The 15126-nt window shown below is 72.5% G+C and carries 15 protein-coding genes and 1 pseudogene; 14 read left to right on the top strand and 2 right to left on the bottom strand.

All coding sequences use genetic code 11. The features are described from left to right. The 9 genes from AAHZ94_RS13465 to AAHZ94_RS13425 form a co-directional block, all read left to right on the top strand. A partial coding sequence (locus AAHZ94_RS13465) for a TadE/TadG family type IV pilus assembly protein (RefSeq protein WP_349993087.1) occupies positions 1–513 on the top strand: 513 nt, incomplete at its 5' end. A gap of 234 nt (positions 514–747) precedes the next feature. After that, positions 748–1086, top strand: coding sequence for a TadE/TadG family type IV pilus assembly protein (locus tag AAHZ94_RS13460; RefSeq protein WP_349993086.1), 339 nt, complete (start codon positions 748–750; stop codon positions 1084–1086). A gap of 66 nt (positions 1087–1152) precedes the next feature. Continuing rightward, entirely contained in the window at positions 1153–2496 is a 1344-nt protein-coding gene (locus AAHZ94_RS13455) for a TadA family conjugal transfer-associated ATPase (RefSeq protein ID WP_349993085.1), read from the top strand. Between the two features lie 276 nt (positions 2497–2772). Further along, positions 2773–3711, top strand: a complete 939-nt coding sequence (locus tag AAHZ94_RS13450; RefSeq protein WP_349993084.1) for a type II secretion system F family protein — start codon at positions 2773–2775, stop codon at positions 3709–3711. Positions 3712–3761: 50 nt separating this feature from the next. Then, complete coding sequence (locus tag AAHZ94_RS13445) at positions 3762–4655, top strand: DUF5936 domain-containing protein (protein WP_349993083.1); 894 nt, start codon at positions 3762–3764, stop codon at positions 4653–4655. 536 nt (positions 4656–5191) lie between these two features. Further along, positions 5192–5356 (top strand): hypothetical protein, encoded by a 165-nt coding sequence (locus tag AAHZ94_RS13440; protein WP_349993089.1) that lies wholly within the window; start codon positions 5192–5194, stop codon positions 5354–5356. Beyond that, on the top strand, positions 5353–6207 hold the full coding sequence (locus AAHZ94_RS13435) for a pilus assembly protein TadG-related protein (RefSeq protein WP_349993088.1): 855 nt from the start codon (positions 5353–5355) through the stop codon (positions 6205–6207). The genes AAHZ94_RS13440 and AAHZ94_RS13435 overlap by 4 nt, the downstream gene beginning before the upstream one ends. A 21-nt stretch (positions 6208–6228) precedes the next feature. After that, positions 6229–6828, top strand: a complete 600-nt coding sequence (locus AAHZ94_RS13430) for a hypothetical protein (protein WP_349993082.1) — start codon at positions 6229–6231, stop codon at positions 6826–6828. A 6-nt stretch (positions 6829–6834) separates the two neighbouring features. After that, positions 6835–7446 (top strand): OmpA family protein, encoded by a 612-nt coding sequence (locus tag AAHZ94_RS13425; protein ID WP_349993081.1) that lies wholly within the window; start codon positions 6835–6837, stop codon positions 7444–7446. A 462-nt stretch (positions 7447–7908) separates the two neighbouring features. Here the strand turns inward: AAHZ94_RS13425 and AAHZ94_RS13420 are convergent, their stop codons facing one another. Beyond that, positions 7909–8373: a DUF192 domain-containing protein gene (locus AAHZ94_RS13420; protein ID WP_349993080.1), complete on the bottom strand. Its 465-nt coding sequence runs from the start codon at positions 8371–8373 to the stop codon at positions 7909–7911. Positions 8374–8478: 105 nt separating this feature from the next. On the opposite strand from AAHZ94_RS13420, the gene AAHZ94_RS13415 reads away from it, so the two are divergent. Then, complete coding sequence (locus AAHZ94_RS13415) at positions 8479–9321, top strand: prepilin peptidase (RefSeq protein ID WP_349993079.1); 843 nt, start codon at positions 8479–8481, stop codon at positions 9319–9321. A gap of 388 nt (positions 9322–9709) precedes the next feature. Here the strand turns inward: AAHZ94_RS13415 and mgrA are convergent, their stop codons facing one another. Next, positions 9710–10744, bottom strand: coding sequence for an L-glyceraldehyde 3-phosphate reductase (gene mgrA / locus AAHZ94_RS13410; RefSeq protein ID WP_349993078.1), 1035 nt, complete (start codon positions 10742–10744; stop codon positions 9710–9712). A 172-nt stretch (positions 10745–10916) separates the two neighbouring features. Between mgrA and AAHZ94_RS13405 the strand changes: the two genes are divergently transcribed. From AAHZ94_RS13405 to AAHZ94_RS13390, 4 genes and pseudogenes are all read left to right on the top strand, one after another. Further along, on the top strand, positions 10917–11678 hold the full coding sequence (locus tag AAHZ94_RS13405; protein ID WP_349993077.1) for an isoprenyl transferase: 762 nt from the start codon (positions 10917–10919) through the stop codon (positions 11676–11678). Between the two features lie 382 nt (positions 11679–12060). Then, positions 12061–13383 carry an RNA 5'-3' helicase PhoH2 gene (phoH2, locus tag AAHZ94_RS13400; protein ID WP_349993076.1) on the top strand — a complete coding sequence of 441 codons (1323 nt, stop codon included), beginning with the start codon at positions 12061–12063 and terminating at the stop codon, positions 13381–13383. Between the two features lie 527 nt (positions 13384–13910). Then, positions 13911–14672, top strand: coding sequence for an aggregation-promoting factor C-terminal-like domain-containing protein (locus AAHZ94_RS13395; RefSeq protein WP_502964662.1), 762 nt, complete (start codon positions 13911–13913; stop codon positions 14670–14672). Between the two features lie 121 nt (positions 14673–14793). After that, positions 14794–15126: pseudogene (locus AAHZ94_RS13390) on the top strand (hypothetical protein); the annotation flags it as partial.

Here is a 15126-nt window from a genome sequence, read left to right as displayed (position 1 = left end):
GGCGGGCCGTGGTCTATCCGCCCCCCCCCGCGGCGGGGGCGCCGGGGCGCCGGGGCGGGGCCGGCGGGGGCGGGCGGCGCGGCGAGCGGAGGCCCCGCGGGCAGCGAGCCGAAGGCGCTGACCCAGGCGCCGACCGGCAGGTTCCGGGGCCGCGGCGGCGACCGCGGCCAGGTCACCGTCGAATTCCTCGGCATGGTGCCGGTCATCCTCATCGTGCTGGCCGTGCTCTGGCAGTGCGTGCTGGTCGGCTACACCTACTCGCTGGCGGGCAACTCGGCCGACCGCGGCGCCCGCGCGGCAGCCGCCAGCGACACCGGCGGCGGCGCGGCCTGCGAGGAGGCGGCCCTGCGCGACCTGCCGAGCGCCTGGCGCGGCGACGCCTCGGTGTCCTGCCCGACCGCGGGCGGCGTGGTCAGGGCGACGGTACGGATCAAGGTCCCGGTCCTCTTCCCCGGCGCGGGGAACTTCCCGTGGACCGTCACCGGCACGGCGGGAGCGGCGGAGGAGGAGTGAGCGGTGCACGACGGCAGACAGGGCACGACACCCGACGCGCGACGCGCGACCGGCGTGCGGGCGTTTGGAGTACGGGTGCGTGGCGTACGGGTGCGTCGCGTACGGGCGGCTCGCGCAGGGGCGTGCGGTGTCCGGGTTCCTGGCGTACGGGCGGCTCGCGCACGGACCTTCGGCGTACGGGTACGTGGCGTACGGGCGCGGGGCTGCGCACGGGCGCGGGGCGAGCGCGGCTCGGTGGCCGTGGAGTTCCTCGGCTTCCTGCCGATCCTGCTGGCCGTGGCGCTCGCCGTGGTGCAGCTCGGCATCGCCGCGTACACCGTGCAGCAGGCGAACACGGCGGCCCGCGCCGCGGCCCGTACCGCCACCGTCGACGACCCCAAGAGCAGTCCGGAGTCGGCAGGCCAGGCGGCCATCAGCAGTTGGCTCGCGGACGGCACCCGGATCACGGTGACCGGCGGCGACGAGGCGCACGCCACGGCCACCATCGAGATCCCCTCGGTCATCCCGGGCGTGGACTTCGGCGACGCCCGGCGCAGCGCCACCATGCGACGCCCGGCCACCGACGATGACTGACCCGCAGCGCAGCCACAGCCACAGCCACCGGAACCCGTCGAACCCGTCGAACCCGAGGAGCACCCCATGAGCCTGCGGGCACGCGTCGCGGCGCCCGAGCCGTCCGGTGAGCACCGGGAGAGCGGGCACCTGGTCACCAGCTACCGCACCAAACTCCTGGAAGAGATCGACCTCGCGGAGATGTCCGCGCTCACCGCCGGCGAGCGGCGCTCGCGCCTGGAACGCGTCCTCGGCCACATCATCAGCCGCGAGGGCCCGGTGCTCTCCACCGCCGAGCGCGCTCAGCTCATCCGCCGGGTGGTCGATGAAGCGCTCGGCCTCGGCGTCCTCGAACCCCTGCTGGAAGACGCCTCGGTCACCGAGATCATGGTCAACGGGCCCGACCAGATCTTCGTGGAGCGCTCGGGGCGGGTGGAGCGGGTGCCGGTCAGGTTCGTCTCGCACGAACAACTGATGCAGACCATCGAGCGCATCGTCTCCACCGTCAACCGCCGCGTCGACGAGTCCAACCCGATGGTGGACGCCCGGCTGCCGTCCGGCGAGCGGGTCAACGTGATCATCCCGCCGCTGGCCCTGGACGGCGCCACGCTCACCATCCGCCGCTTCCCGCGCGCCTACACGCTGTACGAGCTGATCGAGATGGGCACCCTGGACGAGCAGATGCTGATGCTGCTCGCGGCGCTGGTGCGGGCCAAGTTCAACGTGGTGGTCTCCGGGCCCACCGGCTCCGGCAAGACCACGCTGCTCAACGCGCTCTCCGGGCTGATCCCGGACGGCGAGCGGATCATCACCGTGGAGGACGCGGCCGAACTCCAACTCCAGCAGTCGCACGTGATCCGGCTGGAGTCCCGCCCGCCCAACGTGGAGGGCAAGGGCCAGATCACCATCCGCGACCTGGTCCGCAACTCGCTGCGGATGCGCCCCGACCGGATCATCGTCGGCGAGGTCCGCGGCGGCGAGACCCTCGACATGCTCCAGGCCATGTCCACCGGCCACGACGGTTCGCTGGCCACCGTGCACGCCAACAGCGCCGAGGACGCCCTGATGCGGCTCCAGACGCTGGCCTCCATGTCGGACGTGGCGATCCCGTACGAGGCGCTGCACGACCAGATCAACAGCGCCGTGGACTGCATCGTCCAACTCGTACGGAACGCCGACGGCTCCCGCCGGGTCAGCGAGATCGCGCTGCTCGACTCGCACGGGCACGAGGAGTACCGGATCACCACGGTCTGCCGGTTCGACGCCGACCCGATGGCCGCCGACCGGGTGGTGCGCGGCAGGTTCGGCTACGGGCCGGTCCCCGAACGGGTCGCCGAACGGCTCCGGATGGCCAACGAGGCCGTGCCCCCCGCCTTCGGCGTCGCCGCCTTCCCGGCCCAACTCCTCACCCGGGAGGCGTACCACCGATGACCGCACGCCCGGCGCAGTGCAGCGCGGCGGGGCAGCACGCCCCCACCGCGCGCGCCATACGCGCCCCGGGGCCGGCGGGCCCCGTGAGGACACAGCACCGAAGTGGAGAGGCGTACGTGGCGTGCAGGGCGTACGAGATGGGTGGGGCGTACGAGGTGAGTGAGCCGTACGAGATCGGCAGGGTGCGCGGGATGAGGGGGGCGTACCGGATGGCCGGGAGAGCGCGGGGAGCGGCGGGCCCGGCGGGTGCCGGAGTCGGGCGGGCGGGGGGCACCCATGGCTGACCTGGCCGCGCTGACGATCGGCGCGACGCTGCTGTGCGGTGCGCTCGGCGTCGCCGGCGCGCAGGCGTACGCGGCAGGTCGGGCCCGCCACCAGACCCTGGTGCAGCGCCTCGCGGACGCCGACGAACTGCCGCTGCCCGACCGCAGGCGCCGCTTCTCCGGCGTCGACCGCAAGCTGCGCGGCACCCGGCTCGGCCGGACCCTGGAACTCCGCCTCGCGGCCACCGGACTCGACGTCACGCCGGGTGAATTCTTCGTCTACACCGCCGGAACGGCGATCGGCCTGTGGCTGGTCGCGCAGGCCACCCTGGCCACCTTCTTCGGGCCCATCGCCGCCGTCGTCACCGTATGGGGAGCGTTCGCTTTCCTGAATTGGCAACGCCAGAAGCGCATCGAGAAGTTCATCAACCAACTCCCCGAACTCGCCCGCATACTCGCCAACGCCACCCAGGCCGGCCTCGCCCTGCGCACCGCGCTCGGCCTGGCAGCCGATGAGATGGAGGCCCCGGCGGGCGAGGAGTTGGCCAAGGTCGCCGACAAGCTGGCCGTCGGCCACTCCATCGAGGACGCCCTGGACGAACTGGCCGAACGGCTGCCCTCGCGCGAACTCGTCGTCCTGGTCACCACCCTGGTGCTGGCAGCCCGCGCCGGCGGCTCCGTCGTCAGCTCGCTGCGCAACCTCACCCAGACCCTGGAGGAGCGCAAGGAGACCCGCCGCGAGGTCCGCACCCAGCTCTCCCAGGTCACCGTCACCGCCTACGTCGTCCCGCTGATGGGCGTCGGCACGCTGCTGCTCATGGACAAGGTCTCCGCCGGCTCCATCGAGCGCATGACCTCCTCGTTCTGGGGCCAGGCCGCGGTGGTGGGGGCCTTCTCGCTGTACGGGATCGGGTTCTTCCTGATCCGCCGGATGTCCAAGATCGCCGTCTGAGGCGCCGGCGGGGACCCGCCCCCGGCACCTCGTGTGAGGAGAACCCAAGGATGGGAATCGGCCTGTTGCTGGCGCTGGCCGCCGGCCTGTCCACGGCCGGCGCCTGCTACGGCATCGCGCTCTACCGCCGCGAGGCCAAGCTGCCCAGCGACCTGGTGGTGGCCCTTGAGGTGGGCGCCACCCGCACCACCGTGGTCGGCTCGGCGGTGGACCGGATCGGCATGCGGTACGCGCCGCTGGTGCTGCGCCTGATGGGCCCGGGCCGGGTCGCCAAGGTGCGCCGCCGCATCGACCTGGCGGGCAACCCCGGCGGCCTGACCGTCGACCGGTACGCGGCCCGCCGCGCCGTGTACGGGGTGCTCGGCTTCGGCGGCGCGCTGGTGATGGCGCTGCGCGGGGAACTCCTGCTGGCCGTGGTGCTGGTGGCGTTCGGGCTGTTCTGGATCGAGGTCGGCATTTGGGCCGCGGTGCGCGAACGCAAGGACGCCATCGAACGCACCCTGCCGGACTTTCTCGACGTACTCGCGGTGGTCGTCAGCGCCGGACTCGGATTCCGCCAGGCGCTGGACCGGGTGGCGGAGAAGTACGAGGGCCCGTGGGCCGATGAACTGCGCATCACGCTGCGCCAGATGGATATGGGCGTCAGCCGCCGACAGGCATTCGAAGAGCTGCGGAAACGCAATGATTCCGAACAGGTGGCGCAATTCGTCACCGCGCTCCAGCAGGGCGAGGAACTCGGCTCGCCCATTGTCGAGACCTTGATCGCAATCGCTAATGACATGCGCCGTACCGATGCCCAGAACGCCCGCCGCCGCGCCGCCCGCGCGGTGCCCAAGGCGACGCTGGTCATCACCACGTTCATGGTGCCGGGCACGATGATGCTGCTGGTGGCCGGGTTCTTCATCGGCTCGGGCGTCGACTTCGGATCGGTGACGGGGGACTGACCGTGGGGCGACGATGCGGGTCACGTACGGGTGAATTCGGCGCTGCGGTACGGATGGTGGGGAACGCCGCCATGCGGCCGGCGGCCGGCTCGGGTGGCCGCCGCGCAGCCCTGCCCGGCCGGCCCCCGCAGGCGCAGGGCCCGGCCGCCCCGCCGGCCCGCGCCCGGGTCCCCACGCCGCCCGCCCGGGCCGGTGCGCGTGGGCGTCCGGAAGCCGCCCCTCGCACCGTTCCGTTATCTCTTGTGTCTTCGCAAATGCAATCCGCTATGGGACAGTCGTCATGCGGGCAGCGCACGCCGGGCGGCGTGCGGTGCGGGGCGGCCGGGCTGGAGCGGAGGTGGGAATCATGGGCCGCGTGAGGCGCTTGCGACGGGAACGACCGCTGAGGTTTCAACTCAGGTGGCGCGGAAGAGAATGCTTCGGGACGCCCTGTTCCGGTGCCGGTGATTCGGCGTACTTTCTTCGTGTCGCGAGCGGCACCACGGGGACCGACGTGCCGGACCACAGCGGAACGGCCGCCCATGGAGGGGAAAACGATGGGGAAGCGCTTTCTGGGAAACGACCGCGGACAGACCGCGGTCGAGTACCTCGGGATCATTGCCGTGGTCGTGGCGATCGTGATCGGCATCTCCGGCACGGATATCGGCAACGAGATCTTCAGTGCCATCACCGACAAGATTTCCGAGGTCACCGGCGTCTGATTCGCACCTGGCGCGGCGCGGGCCGCGGAGATTCCGGTCAGGCATTCCCGATCTACCTCACCGCCGTGGTGGGTCTCCTCTTTCTCGGCCTCGTCCTGTTCGCGGTCGGCCAGGCGGGCGCGACCCGCGGCGGCGCGCAGACCGCGGCCGACGCGGCGGCCCTCGCCGCCGCCCAGGACCACCGCGACGCGCTGCGCGAGGAGTTGCTCGCGGCCATCGCCAGCGGCGCGGGGTGGCAGGACGTCCTCGAAGGGGACGGCACCGGCAGCCCGCGGGCGTGCGACGAGGCGCGCTGGTACGCCGGCCAGAACGACGCCGATGTCACCGAATGCACCGTCACCGGGCGTTTCGTGCCCGCCTTCCGGGTCGAAGTGCGGACCCGCTACACCGTGGGCGACTCCATCGTGCCCGGTACGGAGTCCCAGCACGCCGAGGCCGAGGCGACCGCCGAGGTCGAACCCCGCTGCGTACGCCTGCCGCCGCGGCCGACCCCGAGCCCGACGCCCACCCCGCGCCCCACCGCCACCGGGGACGACGGCGACCCGGGCGGCACCGACACCGGCGGCAACACCGGCGGCAACGGTGGTAGCGGCAGCACCGGCGGCAGTGACGGTGGCGGCAACAACGGTGCCAATGGTGGCACCGGCGGCAACACCGGTGGCAATGGTGCGAACGGCGGCAATGGTGGCGACGACGGCGACCGTCCGGGTGACGGCGAGCCGGACGAGGGCCCGAAGCCGCCGCCCCTCGCGGAGTTCACCTGCGACGGCGAGGACTGGTCCATCGACCCGTCGCGGCCCGACGAACTCCCGGGCGCCGCCGACCTCTTCTCCGTGCATCTCGCCGACTGAACCAGTGAAGGGCAGCGACTCATGACCATTCGGTACACCGCCAGGGCGCGTGGGGCGCTGACCGCTGGAGCGGTCGCGCTCAGCGTCTCCCTGCTCGTGGCGGGCTGCGGCAGCAGCGGCGGCGACGGCGGGGACGACAAGCCCACCGGCGAGCGGACCGCGGCCCCGGCCAACGACCCCAAGGGCGCCGGCGGCAAGGAGGACGAGGAACTGCCCGAGGGCGAGCCGATCGCCGAACTGCGCGGCGAGTCCGGCATGGTGCTCTCGCTGTACGACGCCAAGCGGGACGACGGCGGCTTCGTCACGGTGAGCGGCATGGTGGAGAACACCGGCGACAAGACGTACACCCGGGCCAACAAGTGGCGCGGCGACGAGACCGACGTCATCAAGCACGGCTCGTCCATGGCCGGCGCGACCCTGATCGACTCCGGCGGCAAGAAGCGCTACTACGTGCTCCGCGACACCGACGGCAGATGCCTGTGCACGATGTCGCTCGGCATCATCAAGACCGGCGCCAAGGTGCCGGTCTTCATGCAGTTCCCGGCGCCCCCGGAGGGCGTCGACGAGGTGCAGTTCCAACTGCCGACGTTCCCGCCCGCCACGATCAAGATCACCGGGTGACGGGCCGTGACCACGTCAACGACGGCCCGTGGCGCCCTGCTGCTGTTCACCGCGGCGGCCGTGCTCGTCCTGCCGACACCGATCGCGCACGCCGACGAGGGCCCCGGCGCGCTGCGTTCGGCCCCGCCGCCGGTCGTGGTCAACGCGACCGACCCGGACCTGCGGCTGGCCCCCGGCGCCAGGCTGGGCGCGGTCAAGGTGCTGGACATCAAGTCGATCGTGGAGACCGACAACGGTGAGGAACGGCACGAGGAGACCAACGAGGACGTCACCTTCGCCCTCCAGTCCGAGGTGCTGTTCGACAAGGACAGCGCCACGCTCTCGCCGCAGGCCACGGCCCGCATCATGGTCATCGCCCGGGAGATCGCGACCCAAGGCGCCCGCGAGGTCCGCGTCTTCGGCTTCACCGACGACCTCGGCACCACCGACCACGGCACCGGCCTGTCCAAGAAGCGCGCGGACGCCGTGCAGCGCCGGCTGGCCAAGGAACTCGGCGCCGGCGTGAAGTACCACATCCGCGGCTACGGCGAGGACTACCCGATCGCGGACAACGGCACCGAGGCCGGCCGCAAGAAGAACCGCCGGGTGGAGGTCAGCTTCACGCGCTCGGCGTCGTGAGGCGGCTTGCGCGGTGGCGCGCCCGGGGCGGGCCGCCTGGCCGACCGCACGGGGCGGGGTCGCGGCGGCGGGTCGTACGGGGCCGTCGGGTCCGCGGTCGCGGTGTACGAGGTCGCTGGGTGCGGGGATCGCCGCGTACGGGATCGCTGTGTACGGGCCGAGCGGCGGGGCTTTGGGGCGGGCCGGGGGCCGTGGTGCTCCGGCCGGGCCGGGGCGCTTCGGGCGGGCCCGGGTGCGGGGCGCGCCGGGGTGTCGAGGGAGTCGGCGGGGCCGGGTTGACCGGTGGTGCGCACCACACGGTGGAGTGAAGCAAAAAGAGCGTAACGGACGCATCGCCTCAAAAGTGTTCAGTTCGGGCCTGGGTGGCCTACAGTCGCTTACGCACTGCTCACACGCGACGCGCTGGAAGTGCATCGCGCGGACCTGCCCGCAACCTCCTGCCCTGGGAGGGGTGCGTCCGCGTCAGGGAGACGAGCCACCAGCCGTCGCACGGGTGCCGCAGTCAGGGGGCGGGCCGATGTCGACACGTACCCCCGGGCGCAGCCCCCAGCGCTCCATCGCACCCGCCTCGGCCTCCAGGACGTGGCGCGAGCGCGGACGCGGCAGTCCGAGCCGTCCGGGCCGCATGGTGCGGACGGCGATGACGGTCAGCTCACGGTCAAGGTAGGCGACATCGATGGCAAACCGCATCCGAAACGTGTGCACCCCGCTCGCCGGGCTCAGCAACAGCGCACCCACGATCCCGTCCCGCCCCAGCAGCCCCCGCGAGCGGGCCCGGTAGGAAGCGGCGATCTCCAGCGGAACCGCCCCCGCGGGCCGCGGCCCGGCGCCCCCGTCCGCCGCCGCAGGGCTGGCCCCCGACCCCTCGTCGACCTCCCCCGCACGCACCACGCGCAACACCCCGCGCCCGTCCCGCCACCGCCCCATCCCGGCCCCTCCCCGCACACCCCGTGTGCCCGTGTCGCTGTGTCGCCCCCGTCGGGTTGTACCAGTCGGGGCCGCACGCCGTGGCCCGTTCCGTAGGCTCGGCCCGTGCACGCGCTGCTGATAGCCCTCGCCGCCGGGTACGGCGCCGCGGCCGGTCTCCTGGTCGGCCGCCCGCTGTTCCGACTCGCCGTCCCGTCCGCCGATCCCTGGCGCACGGCCTGCCCGGGCGGCCACCCGATCGCCGGCCCGGCCGCTGGCTGGCTCGGCCGCGCCCGCTGTACGGCCTGCCGGCGCGGCCCGGCGGGCGCCGACGGGGTCGGGGGAGCCATGGAGGTCGGCGGGGCTGCGGGGGCGGGCGGGCCCGACGCGGTGGAGGGGGGCGCGCCGGGTGGCGGAGGTGGGTACGGGGCGAGTGGGCCGCTGCTGGTCGGGGCCTGTGCGCTGACCTGTGCGGCGCTGGCCGCGGCCGTCGGACCGCGGCCAGAGCTCGCGGTCTGGCTGCTTCTCGTGCCGCTCGGCGTGCTGCTCGCCGGCGTGGACCTCGCCGTGCACCGGCTGCCCGACGTCCTCACGCTGCCGATGGCGGTCGGCTCCGCCGCGCTGCTGGGCGGCGCGGCGCTGCTGCCCGGCGCCGGCGGCTCGTGGTCACGCGCCGTGTTCGGGGGACTCGCGCTGGGCGCCGCGTATTTTGTGCTGTTTCTCATCAACCCCAGCGGCATGGGGTTCGGCGACGTCAAATTGGCGCTGACCCTCGGCGTCGCCCTCGGGTGGTACGGCTGGGACGTCCTCTTCCTGGGCGCCTTCACCGGCCTTCTCCTGGGCGCCTTCTACGGTGTAGCCCTAGTGCTGACAGGGCGGGCGAGCCGCAAGGCGGCGTTGGCCTTCGGCCCTTTCATGATCGTCGGAGCCGGCGCCGGGGTGCTGCTCGGGGCTCTCGCGGCCGGCTGAGCACGCGCCGCAGCGCGCCGTTGTGTCCGCAGTTGCACGCAGCACCCCTCACAAAGGGTTATGGTGGAAACCCCCCCTCGGGCCGGTCCGTATCCCCCCCACGGACCGGCCCGCTTTTTCTTGCCCGCGCCCACCCCGCGCGAAGGCCCGTACCGCCCGAGCGAAGGCCCGCCCGGCCTGGGCCGAGGCCCGTACGGGCGCCCGGCCGCAGCGCGCATCACGCCCCCGGCCCCGGGCTCGACCCGGACCAGCCGCCGGCCCCCGCCGCCCGTACGCCGTGCGCCGCCCCGTACGCGCCACCGGGCCCCGGCAACCGCCACCCCCCGCCACCACGCCCGCCCCCGCGGCCCACGAGAGCCACAAGGGCCCGGCGCCCCACGGCAGCGCCCTAGCGGCGCGCCCAGATGTTCACGCCCTCCGTGCTGCGCGCGTACCGGTCGATGTCGGCGAGCTCGGCCTCGGTCAGGGGCGGGGCGCCGAGTGCGGCCACGTTCGCTTCGAGCTGGCGCACGCTGGAGGCGCCGATCAGCGCCGAGGTCATCCGCGGGTCGCGCAGCACCCAGCCCAGGGCCAACTGGGCGAGCGACTGGCCGCGCCGGGCGGCGATCTCGTGCAGCCCGCGCAGCCGCCGCACCACCTCGTCGGTCAGCAGCTCGGGCCGGAGCGACTTGCCCTGCGCGGCGCGCGAGTCGGCCGGGATGCCGTCCAGGTACTTGTCGGTCAGCAGCCCCTGCGCCAGCGGCGCGAACGCGATGCAGCCCATCCCCTCCGCCTCCAGCGCGTCGAGCAGCCCGTCGTCCTCGGTCCAGCGGTTGATCATCGAGTACGAGGGCTGGTGGATCAGGGCCGGCACGCCCATCTCGCGCAGCAGCCGGGCCGCCTCCGCGGTCTGCTCGGCGGTGTAGGAGGACACGCCCGCGTACAGCGCCTTGCCCTGCTGCACGGCCGAAGCGAGTGCGCCCATCGTCTCGGCGAGCGGCGTATCGGGGTCGTAGCGGTGCGAGTAGAAGACGTCCACGTAGTCCACGCCCATCCGGCGCAGCGACGCGTCCAGCGAGGACAGCAGGTACTTCCGCGAGCCCCACTCCCCGTACGGCCCCGGGTGCATCAGATAGCCGGCCTTGGTGGACAGGATGAGTTCGTCCCGGTACGGACGGAAATCCTGGGCGAAGATCTTGCCGAAGTTCAGCTCGGCCGAGCCGGGCGGCGGGCCGTAGTTGTTCGCCAGATCGAAGTGGGTGATGCCGAGGTCGAACGCGCGGCGCAGGATGCCGCGCTGGGACTCCAGGCTGCGGTCGTCGCCGAAGTTGTGCCACAGGCCGAGCGAGATCGCCGGCAGCCTGAGCCCGCTGCGCCCGCTGCGGCGGTACTCCATGCGGTCGTAGCGGTCGTCGGCGGCACGGTAGGGGGAGTTGTCGTTCACGGGGTTCTGGCTCCGGCTTCACGTGGGCGCGTCCCGGTTGCGGGCCCTGTCCCCGCCGACGCTATACGTACGTGACCGGCCCAGCTTCGCCCAACCCCGGCCACAGCAGTAGGGTGGCGCCCTTGGAGCGGTGCCAGGGATGGGGACGCCGCGGCATGGAGGGCTGGAGAACGTGAAGCTGCGTGACCTGGTGTACGGGCTCTACGCACGCCGGGTGGAATGGCGCCTCGATCACGACCAGGTGCCGGAGCACATCGGCGTCATTCTCGACGGGAACCGGCGCTGGGCGCGCGCCTCGGGGGGCACCACGGCCGAGGGCCACATCGCCGGCGCCAACAAGATCCGCGAACTGCTCGGCTGGTGCACGGAGACCGACGTCAAGGTCGTCACGCTGTGGATGCTCTCCACCGACAACCTGGGCCGCCCCGACGACCAACTCCAGCCCCTGCTGCGCATCATCGAGGGCGCCGTGCGCGACCTGGCCGCCGACGGCCGCTGGCGCGTCCACCACGTCGGCACCATGGACCTGCTGCCCTCCCAGACGCAGACCGTCCTGAAGGAGGCCGAGGAGGCCACCCGGCACGTCGGCGGGATACTGGTCAACGTCGCCGTCGGCTACGGCGGGCGGCAGGAGATCGCGGACGCGGTGCGCTCGCTCCTGCTGGACCACGCCGAGCGGGGCACCACCTTCGAAGAGCTCGCCGAGATCGTCGACGTCGAGATGATCGCCGAGCACCTCTACACCCGCGGCCAGCCCGACCCCGACCTGGTCATCCGCACCAGCGGCGAGCAGCGCCTGTCCGGCTTCATGCTCTGGCAGAGCGCGCACTCCGAGTACTACTTCTGCGAGGTCTTCTGGCCCGCGTTCCGCAAGGTGGACTTCCTGCGTGCGCTGCGTGACTACGCGGCCCGCCACCGTCGCTACGGCGGTTAACGTCGTGTGACGCCAGGGAACGGCAGGCGACGAATCGCCGACGTTGTCATATGCCTGGGCATGGGGCGCGCAGTTGACGGGAATATCCCTCTCACGTCGGCACCCCGCCCCTGGGGCGCCGGAATGCAGCGGGCGGCATGGGAGCCGCCCGCCCGGGAGGCCCGTTGCACCAGGACGCCCGTGCCGTACGGATGGCGCAGCCACGGCTTTCGCCGCCCCTGCACGCACGGCGCTCGCGGGAGGCCGGTAGCCGGCCCTCCCAGGGTCTGAGCCCCGGCCCGTCCCTGCCGCCGGACGGGGCCTTGCGTCCCGCCACGGGCGGGGACACCCACTCACGCGACGCCGTCGCACCCCAACCTCTCCCGAGGGGGTTCGTCCACCCGTGGTGACCAGCAAGAAACGCCGCGAGCACGACCGGCGCACCTATGTCCTCGACACCAGCGTCCTGTTGGCCGACCCAGGCGCCATGGCCCGCTTCGACGAGCACGAAGTCGTGCTCCCCGTCGTGGTGGTCACGGAGCTTGAGGCCAAGCGGGCCCACCCCGAACTGGGGTATTTCGCCCGGCAGGCGCTGCGCCTGCTCGACGAGTACCGCGTCCAGTTCGGCAGGCTCGACGCTCCGATCCCGATCGGTGACCTCGGCGGCACGTTGCGCGTCGAGCTCAACCACTCCGACCCGGGCATCCTGCCGGCCGGCTTCCGACTCGGGGACAACGATTCCCGAATCCTGGCCGTCGCCAGAAACCTCCAGGCCGAGGGGTACGACGTCACCGTCGTCTCCAAGGACCTGCCGCTGCGCATCAAGGCGTCGTCGGTGGGTCTGCTCGCTGAGGAGTACCGGGCGGAGTTGGCCATCACGGACTCGGGCTGGACCGGCATGGCCGAGCTCACCGTGCCGCCGGACCAGGTGGACGAGTTGTTCGCCGCCGAGACCGCGTACCTGCCCGAGGCCGCCGAACTGCCCGTGCACACCGGACTGGTGCTCCAGTCCGTGCGCGGCAAGGCGCTCGGCAGAGTCACCGCGGACGGCGCGGTGCGACTGGTGCGCGGCGACCGGGAGGCGTTCGGCATCCACGGCCGCAGCGCCGAGCAGCGGATCGCCCTCGACCTGCTGCTCGACCCGGAGGTCGGGATCGTTTCGATGGGCGGCCGGGCCGGCACCGGCAAGTCGGCGCTGGCGCTCTGCGCGGGTCTTGAGTCCGTACTGGAGCGGCAGCAGCACCGCAAGGTGATGATCTTCCGCCCGTTGTACGCGGTCGGCGGCCAGGAGCTCGGCTACCTGCCGGGCAGCGAGTCCGAGAAGATGAGCCCCTGGGCGCAGGCGGTCTTCGACACCCTGTCAGCGGTCACCACCGCCGACGTCATCGAGGAGATCGTGGGCCGCGGCATGCTGGAGGTGCTGCCGCTGACCCACATCAGGGGCCGCTCGCTGCACGACGCGTTCGTGATCGTGGACGAGGCGCAGTCACTCGAACGGAACGTCCTGCTGACGGTTCTGTCCCGGATCGGGGCCAACTCGCGTGTCGTTCTCACCCACGACGTGGCACAGCGCGACAACCTACGGGTCGGCCGGTACGACGGAGTCGTCGCGGTGGTCGAGAAACTGAAGGGCCATCCGCTCTTCGCCCACGTCACGCTCACCCGTTCGGAGCGCTCGCCGATCGCGGCGTTGGTGACCGAGATGCTGGAGGAGGGGCGGGTCTGACCCGGTTCGAACCGGTCGTACGGGACCACACCGGAACCCATGGGATCTAGTCGGATCCAGCAGGATTCACCAGGTCTCGCGGGATCTGGTCGGACCTAGCCGGATCTGGCCGTTCTGCCGGGCCCGTTTGACACGGCGCCGCGCGGCGAAGCCCTGGAGCTTAGCCGCGCGGCGCTTCGTCGCGCTCGGGTTTCCTCGAATAGGTGCCGCCAAACGCCATGTGAGCTTTCCCACGCAGCGGAGAATTGCGTCCGGGCCGACGCTCCGGCAGGGTGTGGTTCCTGTCAGGCCCCGCATACGGCACAGCTACGACCCCAGCGTCGTGGCGCCCCAGGAACAGCAGAACTAAACAGCGTTCGTCGTATGCCGCCCGAGCACCACGCGGACCTCTTCGGAGGGCGCACCGGGCCCGTGCCTCCCGTGACCAGCCGGCCCCAGCTCCTGGGGGCGGAACAATGGAGGCCAGCGCCAGGGGCACGATTGCGTCCGCGAGGTCACCTAAGCGGGCGATGCTGGAAGGAAACCGTGTGAGCCGGATCTCGGTCCGGGGATTCGCAGTGGCCTCGGCCACCGCGGTCACCACCGTCGGCGCCGTCGTTGGCGTCGCGTCAGGTAGCGACAAGAGCTCATCCACCGAACCGGTGGAGGCCGTCGCAGCCGACACGACCCTCCTTGCGGAGATCCCCGCCGGGCAGCAGGCCCAGGCGCAGACCGCATCCCTGACGCAGCAGGCAGACGTCCAGTCCACCGCCGCAGACGCGGAGGCCAAGAAGTCCGCCGAGGAAGCCGCCCGCAAGCAGGCGGCCCAGGACGCGTCGGACAAGAAGGCCGCCGCGGATCAGGCCAAGAAGGAGAAGGCGGAGAAGGAAGCGGCCGAGAAGAAGGCCGCCGAAGAGCGTGCGAAGGAGAAGGAGGAGGCCGCCAGCCGGTCCTCGTCCCGCGACTCCCTCACCTCGACCTCCGCGTCGTCCTCGTCCTTCGCCCAGCGCGGTTCCTACTCGGTCGCCGATGTCCAGGCGATCGCCCGTCAGATCGTCCCGGGCGACCAGTTCCAGTGCTTCAGCAACATCGTGAACCACGAGAGCACCTGGAACTACAAGGCCGTCAACGCCTCCTCGGGCGCGTACGGCCTGGTGCAGGCGCTGCCGGCGAGCAAGATGTCCTCCGCGGGCGCCGACTGGCAGACCAACCCGGCCACGCAGATCAAGTGGGGTCTGAACTACATGAACGAGAAGTACCAGAGCCCCTGTGGCGCCTGGTCGTTCTGGCAGACCAACCACTGGTACTAGAAACGTCGGTCCCGGCGGGGCCACGCGACGTCACGAAGCCCCCGACCGCGACCGGTCGGGGGCTTCGTGTGTGTAACGTCTTCCCGGACGGCCTTGGGGGAGTGGGGGTAGGGAAAGACAGATGTCCAAATTGCCACGGTTGGTCGGCGGTCTCGGCGCCGGCTTGACCCGGCTCGCCGAACGGCTCGACGCACGACGCAAGGACAAGGGCCACGCCGGGCCCGAAGAGCCGCGCGAGGCCACACACACGTCAGGCGAGCCGGGCCACGGCGCCGAGCGCAGCACCACATCGGCCGCCGGGCCCGCTGCCGGCGCCACGGGGCCGACCGGCGCGGCCGGCGCGCCCGGGGGCGGCGCCCCCCGCGGCCCCCCCGGCCCCCCCGCCCCCCCCCCCCCCCCCCCCCCCCCCCCGGTGGGCCCCCGGCGGGGGCGGGGGCCCCGCCCCCCCCCCCCC

The organism is Streptomyces sp. HSW2009 (assembly GCF_040240285.1).
GTDB lineage: Bacteria > Actinomycetota > Actinomycetes > Streptomycetales > Streptomycetaceae > Streptomyces.
This window is presented reverse-complemented; position numbering and strand designations above follow the sequence as displayed.